The sequence below is a fragment of the Bacillus sp. Au-Bac7 genome (assembly GCF_021341655.1).
In the GTDB taxonomy this organism is placed as follows: domain Bacteria; phylum Bacillota; class Bacilli; order Bacillales; family Cytobacillaceae; genus Niallia.
In genome coordinates this window covers 563016-579785 of the sequence record NZ_JAJTTG010000001.1, presented here as the reverse complement: position 1 = coordinate 579785, position 16770 = coordinate 563016, and the positions used below count along the sequence as shown (strand labels likewise).

Here is a 16770-nt window from a genome sequence, read left to right as displayed (position 1 = left end):
ACATGTATTAATAATTCTTGTTCAAAAAATGTTAACGTTAACATTTGTTATTATAGTAGATTGTTCACCGTTGAGCAATCGATGTCATCTTATTGTCACAAAATATTTTGGAAGGTGTGAAAATTTCCACACCTTCCATCCTATAACGTTACACCATCTTTAAAAATAGCAATTTCTCTAAAGTTATTTTTCTCGTGATTTACCTGCATCCCGCTGGCAACATCAATAATATAGTTAATAAACTCCTCAAGGACGGCCTCTTCCTCTACATCCTCAAGCAGGCTGCCCGCATTAAAGTCAATCCAGTGTGATTTTTCTTGATAAAGAGGTGTATTTGTCGACACTTTAATCGTTGGTACAAAGCTGCCAAATGGCGTTCCTCTCCCTGTTGTAAATAAAACAAGCTGGCAGCCAGATGCACCTAACGCAGATGTTGCCACAAGATCATTCCCTGGAGCACTTAGCAGATTTAGACCGTGTTTAGCGAGCTTCTCTCCATATTTCAGCACATCTACGACTTTCGCTGACCCTGCCTTTTGGGTGCATCCAAGTGATTTGTCTTCAAGTGTTGTAATTCCGCCTGCTTTGTTCCCTGGAGAAGGATTTTCGTAAACAGGCTGGTTGTAACGCATGAAATACTGCTTAAAATCATTGATCAAAGCTACTGTCTTTTCAAACACCTCTTTTGTATCAGCCCGCTCCATTAAAATCTTCTCTGCACCAAACATTTCTGGCACTTCCGTTAACACAGTTGTTCCGCCTTGCGCTATTAAAAAATCAGAAAAGCGTCCAAGCAAAGGATTTGCGGTAATACCAGAAAAGCCATCTGAACCGCCGCATTTCAGCCCAACTTTTAATTCGGATAAAGGAACATCCTCCCGCACGTCGCTTTTTGCATTTGTATAAATCTCTTTTAACAGCAATACGCCAGCATCTATTTCATTGGACACAGATTGGGAGGACAAAAATTTCACTCTGCTCTCATCGAACTCTCCAAGGGAGTCTTTAAAATCTTCAATAATATTATTCTCACAGCCTAGTCCTAGCACTAATACACCGCCAGCATTCGGATGGGTTGCTGCATTTCCGAGAATTGTCTTAGTATACTCATGGTCATCTCCAAGCTGAGAACAGCCATAATTATGCTTGATTACTTGAATGTTTTCAAAAGGGGAAATATCGCCGACTTCACGGATGAATTCCTTTACAATTAAGTCAGCTATCCCGTTAACACAGCCGACTGTGGGCACAATAAATAGTTCATTGCGAATACCGACAGTGCCATTTTTTCTCCTGTATCCTTTAAATGTTTTATTTACCTTTGTATACGGGTTATCTCTAATTTGCCGAGAATAGCTATATTCCTCGATGCCAGACAGATTTGTTTTGGTGTTATGTGTGTGCACCCAACTGCCTGCCAGCAAATCTGTTGTTGCATGGCCAATTGGAAAGCCGTATTTGATAATATCACTGTTAGCAGCAACTTTTTCAATAGTGATTTTGTGCCCATATCCAATATCCTCTGTTAATGTCAGTTCCTTGCCGTCTACAACCAGCTTAGTGCCTGCTTTTAAGTTTTTTAGGGCAACTATACAATTGTCCCTTTCGTTGATTTTAATAAAATCCCGCATGTCTACTCCTCCATTTATTTAAGTATTTAGACTACTTTCCAGACAGCTATTTACAGTGATTTTTTATTTTCCATGCATGCTTGAAGGGCATTTCTTATTCCGGAAGTTTCCATCATCATAAGATAGTCTGTAACAGTGTCAGCTAGGCTTTCGATTGCACTTAAGTCTTGCCCCCACAACGCTTTCTCTCCTAAAACGGAGGTGACAAAGCTGTAAAGAGAGGTGCGGGTTTCGTCCACTGTACTCCATTGTTTATCAAAAAATGAGATAATTTCCTTATCGTCACGAAGGATAATTATATCTTGACCCCGTTTGCCTTTGTAAAAGGAGAGGAGAGCGCAGAACGAAAAAACTAACTTCTGTGGAAGCTCGCCCTTTCGTTCTGCATACTCCAATAATGTCGGCAAATCTCTTGTTCTAAACTTTGAAATAGAATTTAAGGAAATATCCATAACATAGTGGGTAATATATGGGTTTAAGAAGCGGTCGATAATGTCATTCGCATACATGATTAGCTCCTCTTCAGGAAGGTCAATTGTTGGGATAATTTCTTCGAAGATCAGGCTCCTGACAAACCCGCCGATCTGCTCATCAAGCATCGCTTCGCCCACCGTTTCTTGTCCGCATAAATAAGAAACCGGTGTTAGCGCTGTATGTGCTCCATTTAAAATCCGCACCTTTCTCGTTCGGTATGGTGTCATATCATTTACGATGAATCCATTAAGTCCTGCCTCCTCTAAAGGTAATTCTTTCTTCAGCCAATCAGGTCCCTCAATAACCCATAAATGATATTGCTCTCCTACTACGATAAGGCTATCCTCATACCCTAATTCTTCGGTAATTTCCTTAATGGAATCCTTCGGATAGCCTGGAACAATCCTGTCTACTAAACTCGAGCAAAAAATTGTAGGTTCTGTTAACCATTCAACAAAATCACTTTCCAATTTCCATAATTCCGCATATTGAAGGACGATTTTTTTTAATTCTTCTCCATTCCTGTCAATTAATTCACATGGAATAATGACAACTCCCTTATCCTTGCTTCCTTTAAAATGCATGTAACGATGATACAATAATGCTGTCAGCTTCCCTGGAAAGCTGCTTGGAGGTGTATCTGTATACTTGTCTTCAGGATTATAAGCTATGCCTGCTTCTGTCGTATTGGAAATGATAAAGCGCAGCTCTGGATTTTCTGCGAGTTTTAAAAATTCATCGTATTGCTGATACGGATCAATCCCTCTTGAAACTGCTTCAATTACTGTATGCTCTCTGACGGCCTCGCCATCTTTAATGCCTTGAAGAAATAAAGTATAAAGTCCGTCTTGGTCGTTCAGCTTGTAGACTGTTCCGTTTGCACGAGGCTGCACAACTGCTACACTGCTTTTAAAATCTGCTTTTTTATTCATCTTATCTACTTGCCAATCTACAAAGCCCCGCAGAAAATTACCTTCGCCAAATTGAATGATTTTCTCAGGGTATCTCCCAGACTTTTTCGTCCAACAATCTTTTATGCTGTTATTCAACTAAAACGCCTCCTTTTTATGCACACGTTAACATTTTGAGTGAAGCCAAATAAAACGTATACAAAATTAATATACATTCGATTTCCATTTCTATCAACCTTTTACTAATAAAATATGAGCATAATCATCCGATTATGCTCACGTGAACATTTTGATTTATATTATATATTGAGTACAGAATCTCGGACAATCAGTTCTGTTTTAACGAAAACACTTTCACCAGTCTCATTTGGATCATTAATAAGTTCAAGCAATTTTTTCGCTCCTTTTCTGCTGATCTGCTCAATCGGTCTCTGAACAGTTGTCAGCTTTGGTGTTACATATTGGGAGAATGGGCTGTTGTCGAAGCCTACAATCGAAATATCGTCAGGCACATGCAACCCCTTTGCAAATACTGCATTAATCGCTCCGATAGCCATATCATCATTGGAACAAAAAACAGCGCTTGGTGGATTGTTTAATCCTAAAAGTTTTTCCATTGCTTGATAGCCGCTTTCCATATCATAGCTGCCTTTAACCATATACCGTTTGTTTATGGCCAAGCCGCTTTGCAGCAATGCTTGCATATAGCCATTTTTTCTTTTTACTGCTGTTTTAAAGCTTTCTTTCCCTTCAATAATCCCAATCCGTTCATGCCCCTGCTGTACTAAGTAACTAGTTGCCTCCATTGCACCAGATTCATCATTGGATAGAATATTCGTAATGAAAGGATCATCAATTTCCCGATTTAGAACAACTATCGGTATATTTTGGTTTTGCACATGCTGGATGAATGCATCATCGTCATCGCTTTGGCTCATCAAGACAATACCGTCAAACCTTTGGCTGTTGATTGCCGCTAAATCTTTAAAGTCATCTATTCCTCTGACAAACAAATTATAATTCTCATCTATCTCCCCATTTACTCCTTTTATTACATTGGCAAGAAAGCTTGCCGAAGTCCCATTTGATATGCTCGTAAAGAACAAGCCGATCGTATAGGATTTCTTCAGGACAAGACTTTTGGCACTATAATTAGGCACATACTGGAGCTGTTCTGCCAGCTCCAAGATTTTTTTTCTTGTATCTGGTTTTATTAGAGGGCTTCCATTTAGCGCTCTAGAAACAGTCGTATGTGACACGTTTGCTAATTTAGCAATATCCTTTATCGTTACACCCAATGGTATCACTCACTTTTTCATGGTTTCTCTATTAGTTTACTTGAATATTTCAGCAATGGTCAAGACAAGCAAAAAGCAAAATAATGCTTCCGTACGATGACTTTTTACTATATTAATGGGTTAACTTGCTAAAATAGGATTTTTATCCCTTATCACAAGTCTGCCAACATGATAGCATTATTTTTGTAAGCGTTTCATAAACATAAGAGAGGAGCTGCTAAAACATGAACAAGTACATAAAATCTGCATTATTGTTTACTTTAGGCTTCATCTTAGTTTTCTCTTACAGCACTGGTGCAAGTGCTGCACAAAAAGGGAAGAATAATACTTCTTATCGCACAGTTATCGAAGTGAAGGATTGGGGTCCAGCAGTAACCAAGCTAATTGTAGATATTGGAAAAACTATTCCCCAAAACAGCGTAGATAAAGACACTTTTAAAGTACATGTCACAAGGAGTGACAGCAGGCTTGCCAATCCCCTGTTAGAGGAAGGTTATAATAATGTTACAAATGCCTTTGTTTCCGACAAAAATGGAAACGCTGCCAAAAACGGCAAATATGTAGTTATTGAACTCGAGCACGGCCCAACTGTGACAATAGGTGCGGCGATGAACTATGACTTTGCAACAGGCTTAAACGAATGGGTTGATTTTAGTTATGAAATTCAACAAGCAAAGGATATTAAAACTAAAGGTAAGTCGATTTCCGGCCTTCTTGTCACTTCATACAAGGGGACAGAAAATGGCCTGGTAGGTGAATTTTCTTTAGGAAAACATTCAGCTGATGGCACTACATTGACATATGCTGATTTCGCCCCTGCAAAGGATAAACAGAAAAACCCGTTAATTATCTGGCTGCATGGCGGCGGTGAAGGCGGGACGGATGCCACCATCCCTATTTCTGGAAACAAAGCAGTGAATTTTGCTTCTGACGACATGCAATCCATTTTTGGTGGTGCATACGTATTGGCACCTCAAGCTCCAACTTATTGGATGGATGGGCTGACAGGCAGAGCAGATGGCACTTCCAAATATTCAGAAGCATTGATGTCTCTCATTGAAGAATATGTTAACAAGAATCGTGACATTGACAAAAATCGTATTTATATCGGCGGAGCTTCAAATGGTGGCTATATGACACTGCTTATGACTCGTGATCACCCTGGCTATTTCGCAGCAGCCTTTCCTGTGTGCGAAGGTTTAAATGATAAATATGTAACAGATGAAGATATTACAGCTCTAAAAGAAACACCAACCTGGTTTGTAACAGCCAAAAATGATACAACGTTGCTTCCAGAATTAAACACATTGCCAACATACGAAAGGCTTATTGCCGCAAATGCACAAGATGTCCATTTAAGCTTATATAACGACGTCCATGACACATCCGGATTATACCGCAATGCAGATGGAAGTGCTTATCAATATGATGGTCACTGGTCTTGGATTTATGTTTTTAACAACGACCCTGTAACGGCTATTAACGGTAAAAACATGACGATTATGGAATGGCTTTCTTCCAAAACATTGCAATAAATAAAAGAAAGCGGCTGTTGCCCAGCCGCTTTCGATACCAATTTAAGTATTTAAGAAATCACTTTATATTTTTTATTTATCTTAAATGCTAAAATCCGCAAAAATTCAGATACAGTCATTCCTTCTACATGCCTTGAATACCATGAAAGCTTTACACCCATATCTTCTCCATCATGTCTCACACCGATCGGTTTATAGCCCTTCTTCCCTGATGTGTCTGTATAATCGAACTCTATGATTAGCTCTTTTCCCTCTGGTGTCTCTAATTTCACTTTATATCTCGGATGATTATACTCTGGCTTATACTTTACACCTTTGATTTTTGCTTTTGTATTCATATAGTCTCCTTTATGAAAAATTATTTTTCCATTCCCTTTAGATTCAGGAATGAATGGCCAACCTTCATAAAAATAAACTCTGTAATGAAATGGAATGGCTGGTCTAAACTGCATAATCGTCTCTTAAGCAACAGCAAAAATTTTTAAGAGAATAATAGCGGTGTTACAGAGCCAAAGAAATAAAAGAAAAGGATAAAGACCATAACACCCTTTAAGCCGTACTATTTATATATATGACTCTCCCTTACTTATATGCCTGCTTTTTCCAATCATAACGTTTTACTGTTTCCTCTTATCATCTTCTGTTAAAATGGTATAATCATTATTAGTCTATTTTTTTGGAGGAAACAATGATTAATGCAATTGGTATAGTAGACTTTAACTATAAGCCGACACAAACTTCTAACTATAAACTGCATGTGTCGAAAAAGATTAACGGAGTAAAAAATAAGTTTTCTGATAAATACGAGGTGCTTTCCGTTTCTGAACCCTTTGATTTAGATGGAGATATTCACGTTCGTGTGTCCTGTTCTTTTGAAATATATTTGTCTGAAATAGCTTATTGCCGAACGATAGATGATTATGTCAGCCATATATTTCCTACATTAAAGCAGCGTCTATCTTCTAAATTAATTTCGACAAAAGTGCATACTCTTACAAAAATTCATACTCCTGATGAAAAAAATTATTATTAAAAAACCCTTTTTCAGTTCCTGAAAAAGGGTTTTTTTATTCGGATATAGAAATAAAAGGCAAAAGAAAGGAGTGTTTGCTTGAAACATATATTAACTTTAAAGCAAGAAAATTTTCATGGTTCGTTCAGCAAGGACTACCGCCCTGTGCTGACAGTTGAATCAGGAGACAGTATTCAATTACAAACTTTAGATATTGAGTGGGGCTTTTCTGAATCAGAAACTGCTGAATACAAAACATTCATTTCCAGTCAGCAGGAAAAAAAGCCCGGCCATCCAATGATTGGACCAATTGCTGTTAAAAATGCGCAGCCAGGTATGGTGTTGGAAATTAAAATAAATGAGATTGTCCCAGGCTGGTACGGCAGAAATTGGAGCGGCGGTATTAAAAATTGGCAGAATCTCACACTTGGGATTGCAGACGAAGAAAGGATTCAGCTTGACTGGAAGCTTGACTCACAGCAAATGACAGGCAGCACAAATATAAATGGAAAAACATTTACAGTTGCTCTTAAACCATTTATGGGAGTAATGGGAGTGGCGCCAATGGAAGAAGGCGTGCACGCAACACCTCCTCCCCGTTATTGTGGCGGAAATATCGATTGTAAGGAATTGGTGAAAGGCAGCAGCCTGTTTTTGCCTGTTGCTGTTGAGCATGCCCTTTTCTCTATAGGCGACGGACATGCGCTGCAAGGGGACGGAGAAATTTCTGGTACTGCAATTGAGTGTCCGATGGAACTTGTTGACATTACGCTTATTGTTAGGAATGATATGAAGCTGAAAGCACCCATTGCAAAAACACCCTCAGGCTGGATAACACTAGGATTTAATGAAGACTTAAATATCGCAGCAGCAGATGCCTTAAATGAAATGATTTCTTTCATGCAAAATACATACCAAATCAACAGAACAGAAGCTGCTGCCTTAGCAAGTGCCGCTGTTGATCTGCGGATTACGCAAGTTGTCAATGGCGTAAAGGGAGTGCATGCCGTATTGCCTTTCGGCGCAATAAGATCATGACTGGAAAAACATGCTGGAACATACGTATGTAAATCTAATTCAAAACCAAACTATTTATATCCTTTATTGATTAATAGTTTGGTTTTTTGTATTTTCGGTTTTAATACATTATTTATTAACTTAGGGGATTGAAGTGAAGGACACTGATTTACATAGGTTATATTTGTTTTGTCTCTTCTTTTCCATATTTTGAAACTTTTTAAAAATCAGCGCGTATTACTTGTATAAATAGTTAATATACAAGTAATACAAATATAACGAAATCACAGGAGGCAGGTTAAAGAAATGAAACTAAAAAAGAAAAAGGAAAAAAAGGATCGTGCTGACGCGGCAGAATTAGCAATGGAATTAGCTGAACCCCTTTATCTTCTCGTGCGGTTTCTGTTTCGGGCTATCGGCAAGTGGCTGAATTGAATTAATATTATTATTCCGCTGCAAAGTATAAATGATGATGTAAGGAACATCTGTCATTATACTTCGCACCACAAACAGTACAAGAGCTCATTTCCTTGTACGAAGCAATGGAATGCTCTGTATTGCACACACCACAAAGAATAGCCTTCTCCGCAAATTTATATTTCGGCCAAACTTGAATTTTGTGATCTGCTGCCTCTTCATGACATTTATAACAAGGATAGTATGTATTACAACAATAGAATTTAATGGCGATAACATCAATAGCACTGTGATAGTGCTTGCATCTCGTCTCATTATCTATCGTAAATCCGTGAACTTGCATAGTCTTTCCTCCTAAAGCAGAACTGATTATATTATACAATGATTTTTTAGAATACTTCCATTCCAATCTCTTTAAGAAATACCCATTAGTAATTGACACCCTTTTCTTTCTGTTATACATTATATATAACAGATAAATGGAAAGGAGAGGAAAAGTTATGTCTACGATTCTTACAGGAGTCTTGCTACAAATTGTGTTAACTGTCATTATTCCCATCATCCTCTTAATTGTGCTGCGTGTTAAAAACATGTTTACCTGGAAAGCTTTCGGAGCCGGAGTACTCATCTTTATTTTGTTTTCACAAATACTAGAAAAGCTTTTGCATATAGCTGTCCTTGCCCCATCAGGAATTGCATTGAAATGGACAGACAATCCTTATATTTTCGCAGTATATGGGGCATTTGCGGCGGGAATATTTGAGGAAGTCGGCAGATATTTTGCGTTTCAAGTAGTGTTAAAAAACAACCGGTCTTACAGAGACGGACTTTCCTATGGGCTCGGGCATGGCGGAACAGAATCGGTTTTAATCGGAGCTTTTTCTGCTGTAAATACGTTAGTCATTTATTTTCTTATCCAATCTGGAAGTCTTGAGCAAACGCTTGGTGCTTCTCTCCCTGAGGGACAGCTGAATCTCATCAAGGAACAGCTTGCCAACGCAAGCATATGGCTGTTTGCTGCAGGCGGAATGGAAAGAATATGTGCCATAGCCCTTCATATTGCCTTGTCTATCCTCGTTTTACTTTCAATAAGGGAAAAACAATGGAAGTATTTAATGTATGCGATTCTGTTTCATGCTGCTGCTAACTTCCTGCCAGGCTTATACCAAGCGGGAGTCATCAAAAGCCTGCTGGCTGTAGAAGCAATTCTTTTCAGCATTGCAGTAATCTCTGTCATTTTCACTTACCGAATAAAAAACAGATTTCATTAACTAAAAAAAAGAAAATTCTCTTTAGCACGCAGAGAATTTTCCTTTTTTTATGTCAGCTGCGGCCTAATACTACTCATTTCCTTTTCCGCATTCCTTAAGCTTACTAGCCATAGATCAGCAAGTGCCATGCCGTCCATTAGTTCTATATTCAGCCCCTTAGCATAAGTGATTGCCTTAGGCGTAAAGGTGCCAGCTGTTATCACATAACCGCCTGCTGCACGTTTTTTTATGATGTTTGAATGAATCAAGGCAATTTGTTCAACCCCGACTTCATGCTGATTGCTATTAATTTGTCCTAAGTACAGCCCATCTTTTGTTTGGTGCTCCAAGTTTACACCCGTTTCATCTGTATCATTCAGCACCCAAGCTGTGCCACCTCTTGTTCTTTCCAGCAGGTTTGCAGCAAATAACTCTAAGGTTACTTCCTCTTTCACCCAGACCGGACTGCTTGTAATTTGCTTATCAGCTGGAAGAAAACGCAGAAACAAACCCATTGCTAACGTTTTTCTTATTTCCTGACTTGTATGGAGATGCTGTAGTATCAGACTGTCCTTATAATTCTCCTGCTTTTTTGTCCAGAAAAAATGAATGAAAGCAAGGACAATCAGTATACCTGCAATTACTTCGAAAAATAGCAAAACTGTTCCCTCCTTATTCATAAGGATAGACAGAGAGAATATAATTATACAAAAAATCACAAAAGGTTGTAAAAAGCTGCTGCCTGAAGCTTTTATGAATCCAATGGAATGCTCACCGTAAAGGTTGTTCCTACTCCTTTTGCGGAATGAAATCGAATATGTCCGTTATGCTGTTCAATAATGTTATAGCAAACCATTAAACCGAGACCAGTTCCCTTTTCCTTTGTTGTATAAAATGGCTCCCCTAGCCTGTCTTGAATATCTTCAGGAATGCCCACACCATTATCGATTATCTCAAACAAAGCATGTCCATCCGCTTCCTTGGCATAGACCATAATTTTACCGCCGTGAGGCACTGCTTCAATCGCATTTTTTATGATATTCATAAATACTTGCTTCACTTGATCTCCATTACATCTGCAAAATAACGGCTTGTCCATTATTTCAAAATGAAGCATCACATTCTCCATATTTGCCTGTGATTGCATAAAGGTACAGATATCATATAAAAGCTTGGACAAATCCATCACTTTAATTTCTGTCGACACTGGCTTTCCTAGCAATAATAATTCACTGGAAATTGTCTCAATCCGATTAATTTCAGCATCTAAGATTGGATACACATCTTTAATGTTTAAGGACCCTTGTTCTGCCAGCTTCATAAACCCTTTAATAGCTGTAAGCGGATTTCTGATTTCATGGGCAATGCTTGCAGCAAGCTGACCTGCAATTTCCAGCTTCTCATTCCTTATCATCAGCTCATGATTTTCTTTACGTTCCTTTATGTTTCTCGCAATATGAATAATCGTTTCCTTATCCTCAAAAACGAAGGGAAACGACAATACTTCTACATCGACTTTTTTGCCAGTCATTGCTATTAATTTAACTTCACATGTAGAAAATCGATCCTTATTAAGAACATTTGCAGCCTTTTGCTTAATCTCTTCATGATAGGCTGGGTCAATGATATCCCATACTACTTTATGTTGAAGATTCTCCGTGTTTGCTTTCATTAACTTTAAAGCCGATTTGTTTGTATATGCTATATTGCCACGTGAAGTGATAAAAACGGCGTCAGGCATTTCTTCTATAATTCTTGCATAATGTGATTGTGCAATTCTCAAGGAAGATATAGCAGTCTCATAAATCATTTCCTTCCGAATGGAAGGATGCAGATTCTCTTTGTCATAAAAGCTTGATACTACAAACTCATTATCAGACATAATGTATTGATTAAATTTCATGATCTCCATTTGTACGGTTGCTGGCAGCTTCATCCCATCAAATGCACAGATGCCAAAGCTGTTGACTTTTTTGATAAACTGTTGGGCACAACCTTCATATTTCGTTAGCTTTTCGAGCAAGTTAACCTGTCCGTCAAGCCAAATCACCTTTCCCCAATGCCTAATTGGTTTTCCAGTTTTTAAAAGGGGACCTATCGTTTCTGAGAATTTCCGAAACATTCTGTCAGGATTAAGCGGCCTACTCGGTTCATAGAAGTCCTCATTATCTACAAAAAGTATAGATTCCAATTGTGATTTAGTAATACCTTGGATTTGGAGTTTAGCAACAACGATGGAGCGGACTTTGTTGCTGTCTATAAAAAGAATCCCTTGATTTAATTCAATTCCGGCAGTTAAAAAAGACAGCGCATTATCTATGTATTTTTCAAACTCTGCAGATACATATAAAATATGGGTACCATTTCTGATTTTTGTATTTTTGCTAAGAGCTGTTTCAGGAGGAATATTATGTCTAAAGCTGTTAATTGCCATCCAAGTCCCCACTTTCTTATGTAGCGTGTTTATAAACGTAAAGATGAATTTTTGATATCGCTTACTTTTCCTTTTCTATCATACATATTTTTTGGTAATTTTCCTAGTACATTCTGCTTGCAGTGAAGAATTTCACCAAAAGGAAAAAGGCGCCTTTTAAGCGCCTTTTTTGTTATTCTTCCTCTATTAAATGCTTAAGCACAGACAGTTTATTGTGCCAGAACTGTTCGTAATAAGAAATCCATTCTTGAACCTCCGCAAGGGGTTCCGGCTGAAGAGAGTAAATTTTTTCTCTGCCTGCCTTTTTTGCTGTGACAAGTCTTGCATCTGCCAGCACTTGCAAATGCTTGACAATTGCTGTCCTGCTTACTGGAAACTGGCTTGAGATTTCAGAGATTGGCATATCCTTTTCAGACAATAGCTTCAGCACATGTCTTCTCGTTGGGTCGGCAATTGCTTGAAAAACATCTTGTTTTACAGCAGAAGCTGTCATTTACGCTTCTGCTTCCTTTTTCAGCTTTTGAACAATGCCGCCCCAGCCTTGGTTCATTCTATCGCGGATTATAGCTGACTTTTCATTTGCCTTGCCAATTAATTCGTCATTAGCCTTCCATCCACCATGCACAATAGTAAATTCTGTTTTTCCATTTACCTCTTGCAGGGAGAATGTGACAAACCATCCTTCCGTATCCCAATCAAATGCAAGCTTATGAGGAGGATTTATTTCTGTCACCTTACAAGGTGACGGTCCGAATGGAGATTGCAGATGAAATTCATGGCCAAGCTTTGCCTCAAAATTATTTGGCATAAACCATGCAGCAATTCCATCTGAAGTGGAAACAAAGTTCCAGACTTTCTGTATGTCCGCATCAATAGTAATAGTTTGGACAATATCCTGCACCTTGTCCTGATTTTGACTAATTGTCATAAAGGCATGCTCCTTTAAGTTTAATTTAAATAACACCTTTTGGTTACACTTTTATCTTATAACACCTTTTGGTTATATGTCAACCTGCCTTCCCCTATTATGACTATTGTTTATTTTTTCTTATTCGTTCATTCCATAATCTCTTTCCACTTTGCAAATACGGACAAAGTAATCTTCATACCAGCTTGATTTACCTAGCTTTTGGGCTGTTTGATGTGCAGAATTCTCCTTCCAGTGTTTAATCGCTTCAAGAGATTCCCAGTAGGACACGGTTATCCCTAAGTTTGCATCCCTTGCACTTTCTATTCCAATAAAGCCAGGCTGTTGTCCAGCAAGTTCTTCCATTCTCTCAGCCATTTTCCCATAGCCATTTTCTCCATCTGTTCTTTTTGATGTAAAAATAACTGCATAATACTCTTTCCGTTCCAAAACATTCTCCCCTATCTGCTTAATCTCTGTTTTTTTATTTCGCGTCTATAAAGATAAACTCCTTTTTTAGCTTATAATAAAAAACACTGGAAAAAGCTTCATTTCGCCAGTGTTCGTCCTTTGCGCTGCAGATAAAATTCCAGTGTTCCCATTTCCTCATTTGCAAGTATTTCCATTTCTTCGAGATCTTTTGTTGTAACATATGGGTCTGATGCATTCCATTTTATAAATTTAATAAAATAATAGTTTTTGATTGGGTATAGTATTACTTTGGAATAAGCAAATTTATCATATTTAAATTCCATGCTGCCTTTTTTTCTGTAAGCGTAGGAAATCACATTCATGTTCCCACCTGCTTTCTCATTAATATCCATTTATTTCACTATTCCCTGTCCTTATGAAGAAAAACCACATGCAGAAACAGAAATTTATCCTATTTTACTTATCTCTATGCTATAATTACAAAAAATTCATACAGAAGTACTATTAAGGAGATATAATCTTATGGAAAAAAAAGGATGTTTTGACATTAAGGTGAATCACTTCTCCAAAACGATTGATATGTTAATAGAAGGTACCTTTGATCCCTCTAAAGTTTTCGAGTTTGTCACTGATTACAAAAATAAAATGATAGGAGTGCCTGTCAAAGAGTACAGATTAATCATCGATTGTAAAAACATGGATGTTCTAACCCAAGAGATGATTCCATACATGGAAAACTCATTTCGTTTATATAAAGAATTCGGCGTAGAAAGAATGATTATTATCATTCAAAAAAGTCCTGTGCTGAGAATGCAGCTGAAACGTATCGCAACGAGAACAGGATTATTATTTCCTGTGATTGTTGAAATATAGTTTACGAGGGGAAATAGAGTCTATTTTATTTATAGCAAGTATAGTTAGAAAAGCAATACTTCACAAACAAATGTAGAAAAATAGACATATTTCCCATTCTCCTCCTAACAACTTACCCACTCCCACATTTTCTACAATAATTTAATTCTTTGCCTTCAAAATGTAAGCAGATTTATTTAAATAGTCAAACATTGATTTTTCTTAATATTTAATCTAATATAGTTAGTGTTTTTATTACAAAAATCTGAATTATCATACTTTGGAGGTTTCGTTATGGGAGTCATCGAGAAAATCAGCAGCTTTGCCGGAAAAACATTTACATTATGGGTGTTAATTTTTGCCGCTGTTGCCTACATTATGCCCAATCATTTCGTTTGGATTGGCAGCTATATTGTTCCTTTATTAGGGATTGTTATGTTCGGCATGGGGCTTACTTTAGAATTATCCGATTTTAAAGAAGTATTCACACGTCCTAAGGATGTTGCTCTTGGAGTAATTGGTCATTTCATCATTATGCCGTTGCTTGCATTTTTGCTCGCAGTTGGGTTGGACTTGCCAAGTGAAATTGCTGTTGGCGTCATTTTAGTAGGCTGCTGCCCAAGCGGTACAGCATCTAATGTTATGGTATTTTTGGCGAGAGGAAATGTTGCCCTCGCAGTTGCCATTGCATCCGTTTCGACGATATTAGCACCAATTGTGACACCATTGCTGATTTTGCTGTTTGCAAGTAAATGGATACATATCAGTGTAGGTTCCTTGTTTCTTTCAATTGTACAAGTTGTCATCATTCCATTAGTTCTTGGTTTTATCGTTAAACGCTTTTTTGGAAAGCAGGCTAAAGCTGGTGCTAAAGCGATGCCGCTTGTTTCGGTAATTGCGATTGTTTTAATTGTGTCTGCCGTTGTTGCTGGCAGTGCTGAAAGATTGGCTGAAACTGGGCTGATTATTTTTGGAGTCGTTATCCTTCATAACGTCCTTGGCTTTATCATCGGCTTTTTCTTTGCACGTCTTTGTGGTATGGACTTGGCCAAGCAAAAGGCTGTGGCAATGGAAGTAGGCATGCAAAATTCAGGATTGGGAGTTGCGATTGCTACAGCTCATTTTTCACCGCTGGCAGCAGTTCCTAGCGCCATTTTCAGCGTTTGGCATAACTTGTCTGGTTCGCTTCTTGCCAATCTGTTCAGCAGAATGAAAGATAAAAATAACAGTGAAGATCCAGAAATTAACAATAACCTTCATGCTTAAATGTTCAACATATATTTGCAAATCATCACCATTTAGCTGTGAAGTGAGTCTATTTCTCTTTCAAACTGACTAAAATAGTAATATTCTAAATAATAATGCTATTCAAATAACCTTATGGTAGGATAATACTATTAGATTGTCATTTCAATTAGTTTAAAGAGAGGAGAACACATACATTGATCATTAAAGTTGATGATTTACAAGGACCTGAAATTGCAGGCTTATTAGAGGATCACCTTCATAGCATGACACTTCATTCACCGCCTGAAAGCATCCACGCCCTTGATTTAGAGGGATTACGCAAGCCGGAAATAACGTTTTGGAGCGCCTGGGAGGATGGTGCGCTGTTAGGATGCGGCGCATTAAAGGAATTGGATAAAAATCATGCAGAGGTAAAATCGGTAAAGACTGCTCCTGCCCACTTGCGAAAAGGTGTTGCTAAACAAATTATGTTACATATTTTAGAAGCCGCACAATTCCGCGGCTATGAACGCTTAAGCCTTGAAACAGGCTCAATGGATGCTTTTTTGCCTGCAAGAAAGCTATATGAAACATTAGGATTTACTTATTGTGGTCCATTTGCAGATTATAAACATGATGAGAACAGCATGTTTATGACAAAGCTGCTGTAATTTTTCAAAGAAAACGGCTTTAGGAAACACACATCCTAAAACCGTTTTTTCTTTATTCTGTGATACGCAGTTTATCCCATACAGAATGCCATTTTTTTTGCTTTATTCTTGCCTCGTAAATATGTCTGTTGTTTGCCTTAAAGGGCGGGGTTGGTTTAACCTCAAGGAAAACAGCATCTTTTATCCCCCATGGAGCACAAAGAACGATGCTGTCATCTTTATGAAGCTTTACTCCAAGCGCTGTAGCCGTTTCAGGAAAATGTGCTATCCCATCAGCAGAAGATTCATATGGCGGGAAGTTATTTAAAACATGCATGCGAGCTTGATTTTTTACAGACCATGGCAGATTCGGATTGTATTGTTCTAATTTTTTCTCTAGCTGCTTTTCCTTCTCTTCTGATATTTCGGTTGAGTCAAAATAAATCACATCAATATCAGCAAGAGGTGTTCTATGTGAAAAACCATGGATTTTATCCCAGATTTTTGTTCGGACAAACCCTGCACAAATCCACCAATCAGGCAAGTTGAGCTTACGGACCGTTCGTAAAATGTCCATCATCCATTCATCGTCATGAATCCACTCTTTAATGTCTAATTCTGTTTGTATCATGATTACACCCTCTTTTTTTATTGCTTCCCTTTTAATAGTAACAGAGAGCAAAAGTGAATTGTAAATATCTACTATAGGAAATCAATAAAAAA

The 16770-nt window shown here is 38.0% G+C and carries 20 protein-coding genes; 8 read left to right on the top strand and 12 right to left on the bottom strand.

Going from position 1 to position 16770, the window contains the following annotated elements:
* Positions 1 to 140: 140 nt before the first annotated feature.
* The 3 genes from LXM54_RS03020 to LXM54_RS03010 form a co-directional block, all read right to left on the bottom strand.
* Positions 141 to 1631 carry a UxaA family hydrolase gene (locus LXM54_RS03020; RefSeq protein WP_233313613.1) on the bottom strand — a complete coding sequence of 497 codons (1491 nt, stop codon included), beginning with the start codon at positions 1629 to 1631 and terminating at the stop codon, positions 141 to 143.
* Positions 1632 to 1681: 50 nt separating this feature from the next.
* Positions 1682 to 3154 (bottom strand): tagaturonate reductase, encoded by a 1473-nt coding sequence (locus LXM54_RS03015; protein ID WP_233313612.1) that lies wholly within the window; start codon positions 3152 to 3154, stop codon positions 1682 to 1684.
* 161 nt (positions 3155 to 3315) lie between these two features.
* Positions 3316 to 4314, bottom strand: coding sequence for a LacI family DNA-binding transcriptional regulator (locus LXM54_RS03010; protein WP_233313611.1), 999 nt, complete (start codon positions 4312 to 4314; stop codon positions 3316 to 3318).
* Between the two features lie 224 nt (positions 4315 to 4538).
* On the opposite strand from LXM54_RS03010, the gene LXM54_RS03005 reads away from it, so the two are divergent.
* Positions 4539 to 5849 (top strand): prolyl oligopeptidase family serine peptidase, encoded by a 1311-nt coding sequence (locus tag LXM54_RS03005; protein ID WP_233313610.1) that lies wholly within the window; start codon positions 4539 to 4541, stop codon positions 5847 to 5849.
* A 50-nt stretch (positions 5850 to 5899) separates the two neighbouring features.
* Here LXM54_RS03005 and LXM54_RS03000 read toward each other — a convergent pair whose 3' ends face one another.
* Positions 5900 to 6187, bottom strand: coding sequence for a hypothetical protein (locus LXM54_RS03000; RefSeq protein WP_233313609.1), 288 nt, complete (start codon positions 6185 to 6187; stop codon positions 5900 to 5902).
* A 350-nt stretch (positions 6188 to 6537) separates the two neighbouring features.
* Here LXM54_RS03000 and LXM54_RS02995 point away from each other — a divergent pair, with 350 nt between their 5' ends.
* The 3 genes from LXM54_RS02995 (at position 6538) to LXM54_RS27870 (ending at position 8313) form a co-directional block, all read left to right on the top strand.
* The gene (locus LXM54_RS02995) at positions 6538 to 6882 is read left to right on the top strand and encodes a hypothetical protein (RefSeq protein WP_233313608.1); all 345 of its coding nucleotides are present in this window, start codon (positions 6538 to 6540) and stop codon (positions 6880 to 6882) included.
* Positions 6883 to 6960: 78 nt separating this feature from the next.
* On the top strand, positions 6961 to 7899 hold the full coding sequence (locus tag LXM54_RS02990; protein ID WP_233313607.1) for an acetamidase/formamidase family protein: 939 nt from the start codon (positions 6961 to 6963) through the stop codon (positions 7897 to 7899).
* A 285-nt stretch (positions 7900 to 8184) separates the two neighbouring features.
* Entirely contained in the window at positions 8185 to 8313 is a 129-nt protein-coding gene (locus tag LXM54_RS27870; RefSeq protein ID WP_267913273.1) for a hypothetical protein, read from the top strand.
* A 10-nt stretch (positions 8314 to 8323) separates the two neighbouring features.
* On the opposite strand, the gene LXM54_RS02985 is transcribed toward LXM54_RS27870, so the two are convergent.
* On the bottom strand, positions 8324 to 8638 hold the full coding sequence (locus LXM54_RS02985) for a CHY zinc finger protein (protein WP_233313606.1): 315 nt from the start codon (positions 8636 to 8638) through the stop codon (positions 8324 to 8326).
* Positions 8639 to 8795: 157 nt separating this feature from the next.
* Here LXM54_RS02985 and LXM54_RS02980 point away from each other — a divergent pair, with 157 nt between their 5' ends.
* Entirely contained in the window at positions 8796 to 9566 is a 771-nt protein-coding gene (locus LXM54_RS02980; protein WP_233313605.1) for a YhfC family intramembrane metalloprotease, read from the top strand.
* A 47-nt stretch (positions 9567 to 9613) separates the two neighbouring features.
* On the opposite strand, the gene LXM54_RS02975 is transcribed toward LXM54_RS02980, so the two are convergent.
* From LXM54_RS02975 to LXM54_RS02950, 6 genes are all read right to left on the bottom strand, one after another.
* On the bottom strand, positions 9614 to 10204 hold the full coding sequence (locus LXM54_RS02975) for a restriction endonuclease (protein ID WP_233313604.1): 591 nt from the start codon (positions 10202 to 10204) through the stop codon (positions 9614 to 9616).
* A 92-nt stretch (positions 10205 to 10296) separates the two neighbouring features.
* Positions 10297 to 11979, bottom strand: a complete 1683-nt coding sequence (locus tag LXM54_RS02970; RefSeq protein WP_233313603.1) for an ATP-binding protein — start codon at positions 11977 to 11979, stop codon at positions 10297 to 10299.
* A gap of 172 nt (positions 11980 to 12151) precedes the next feature.
* On the bottom strand, positions 12152 to 12472 hold the full coding sequence (locus LXM54_RS02965; protein WP_233313602.1) for an ArsR/SmtB family transcription factor: 321 nt from the start codon (positions 12470 to 12472) through the stop codon (positions 12152 to 12154).
* Complete coding sequence (locus LXM54_RS02960; RefSeq protein WP_233313601.1) at positions 12473 to 12907, bottom strand: SRPBCC family protein; 435 nt, start codon at positions 12905 to 12907, stop codon at positions 12473 to 12475. It abuts the gene before it with no gap.
* 120 nt (positions 12908 to 13027) lie between these two features.
* A complete protein-coding gene (locus LXM54_RS02955; protein ID WP_233313600.1) occupies positions 13028 to 13336 on the bottom strand; it encodes an antibiotic biosynthesis monooxygenase family protein in 309 nt (102 codons plus the stop codon).
* 98 nt (positions 13337 to 13434) lie between these two features.
* Complete coding sequence (locus LXM54_RS02950) at positions 13435 to 13680, bottom strand: hypothetical protein (RefSeq protein ID WP_233313599.1); 246 nt, start codon at positions 13678 to 13680, stop codon at positions 13435 to 13437.
* Positions 13681 to 13840: 160 nt separating this feature from the next.
* On the opposite strand from LXM54_RS02950, the gene LXM54_RS02945 reads away from it, so the two are divergent.
* The 3 genes from LXM54_RS02945 (at position 13841) to LXM54_RS02935 (ending at position 16068) form a co-directional block, all read left to right on the top strand.
* Entirely contained in the window at positions 13841 to 14191 is a 351-nt protein-coding gene (locus LXM54_RS02945; protein WP_233313598.1) for a hypothetical protein, read from the top strand.
* Between the two features lie 273 nt (positions 14192 to 14464).
* Entirely contained in the window at positions 14465 to 15436 is a 972-nt protein-coding gene (locus LXM54_RS02940) for a bile acid:sodium symporter family protein (protein WP_233313597.1), read from the top strand.
* A 176-nt stretch (positions 15437 to 15612) separates the two neighbouring features.
* Entirely contained in the window at positions 15613 to 16068 is a 456-nt protein-coding gene (locus LXM54_RS02935; protein ID WP_233313596.1) for a GNAT family N-acetyltransferase, read from the top strand.
* 52 nt (positions 16069 to 16120) lie between these two features.
* Here LXM54_RS02935 and LXM54_RS02930 read toward each other — a convergent pair whose 3' ends face one another.
* Positions 16121 to 16678, bottom strand: a complete 558-nt coding sequence (locus tag LXM54_RS02930; protein ID WP_233313595.1) for a nucleotidyltransferase family protein — start codon at positions 16676 to 16678, stop codon at positions 16121 to 16123.
* Positions 16679 to 16770: the final 92 nt, after the last annotated feature.

Coding starts and splice junctions, on each gene's coding strand:
- LXM54_RS03020 (WP_233313613.1), bottom strand. CDS start 1,631: ATGCGGGATTTTATTAAAATCAACGAAAGGGACAATTGTATAGTTGCC.
- LXM54_RS03005 (WP_233313610.1), top strand. CDS start 4,539: ATGAACAAGTACATAAAATCTGCATTATTGTTTACTTTAGGCTTCATC.
- LXM54_RS03000 (WP_233313609.1), bottom strand. CDS start 6,187: ATGAATACAAAAGCAAAAATCAAAGGTGTAAAGTATAAGCCAGAGTAT.
- LXM54_RS02995 (WP_233313608.1), top strand. CDS start 6,538: ATGATTAATGCAATTGGTATAGTAGACTTTAACTATAAGCCGACACAA.
- LXM54_RS27870 (WP_267913273.1), top strand. CDS start 8,185: ATGAAACTAAAAAAGAAAAAGGAAAAAAAGGATCGTGCTGACGCGGCA.
- LXM54_RS02985 (WP_233313606.1), bottom strand. CDS start 8,638: ATGCAAGTTCACGGATTTACGATAGATAATGAGACGAGATGCAAGCAC.
- LXM54_RS02980 (WP_233313605.1), top strand. CDS start 8,796: ATGTCTACGATTCTTACAGGAGTCTTGCTACAAATTGTGTTAACTGTC.
- LXM54_RS02970 (WP_233313603.1), bottom strand. CDS start 11,979: ATGGCAATTAACAGCTTTAGACATAATATTCCTCCTGAAACAGCTCTT.
- LXM54_RS02965 (WP_233313602.1), bottom strand. CDS start 12,472: ATGACAGCTTCTGCTGTAAAACAAGATGTTTTTCAAGCAATTGCCGAC.
- LXM54_RS02960 (WP_233313601.1), bottom strand. CDS start 12,907: ATGACAATTAGTCAAAATCAGGACAAGGTGCAGGATATTGTCCAAACT.
- LXM54_RS02950 (WP_233313599.1), bottom strand. CDS start 13,680: ATGAATGTGATTTCCTACGCTTACAGAAAAAAAGGCAGCATGGAATTT.
- LXM54_RS02945 (WP_233313598.1), top strand. CDS start 13,841: ATGGAAAAAAAAGGATGTTTTGACATTAAGGTGAATCACTTCTCCAAA.
- LXM54_RS02940 (WP_233313597.1), top strand. CDS start 14,465: ATGGGAGTCATCGAGAAAATCAGCAGCTTTGCCGGAAAAACATTTACA.
- LXM54_RS02930 (WP_233313595.1), bottom strand. CDS start 16,678: ATGATACAAACAGAATTAGACATTAAAGAGTGGATTCATGACGATGAA.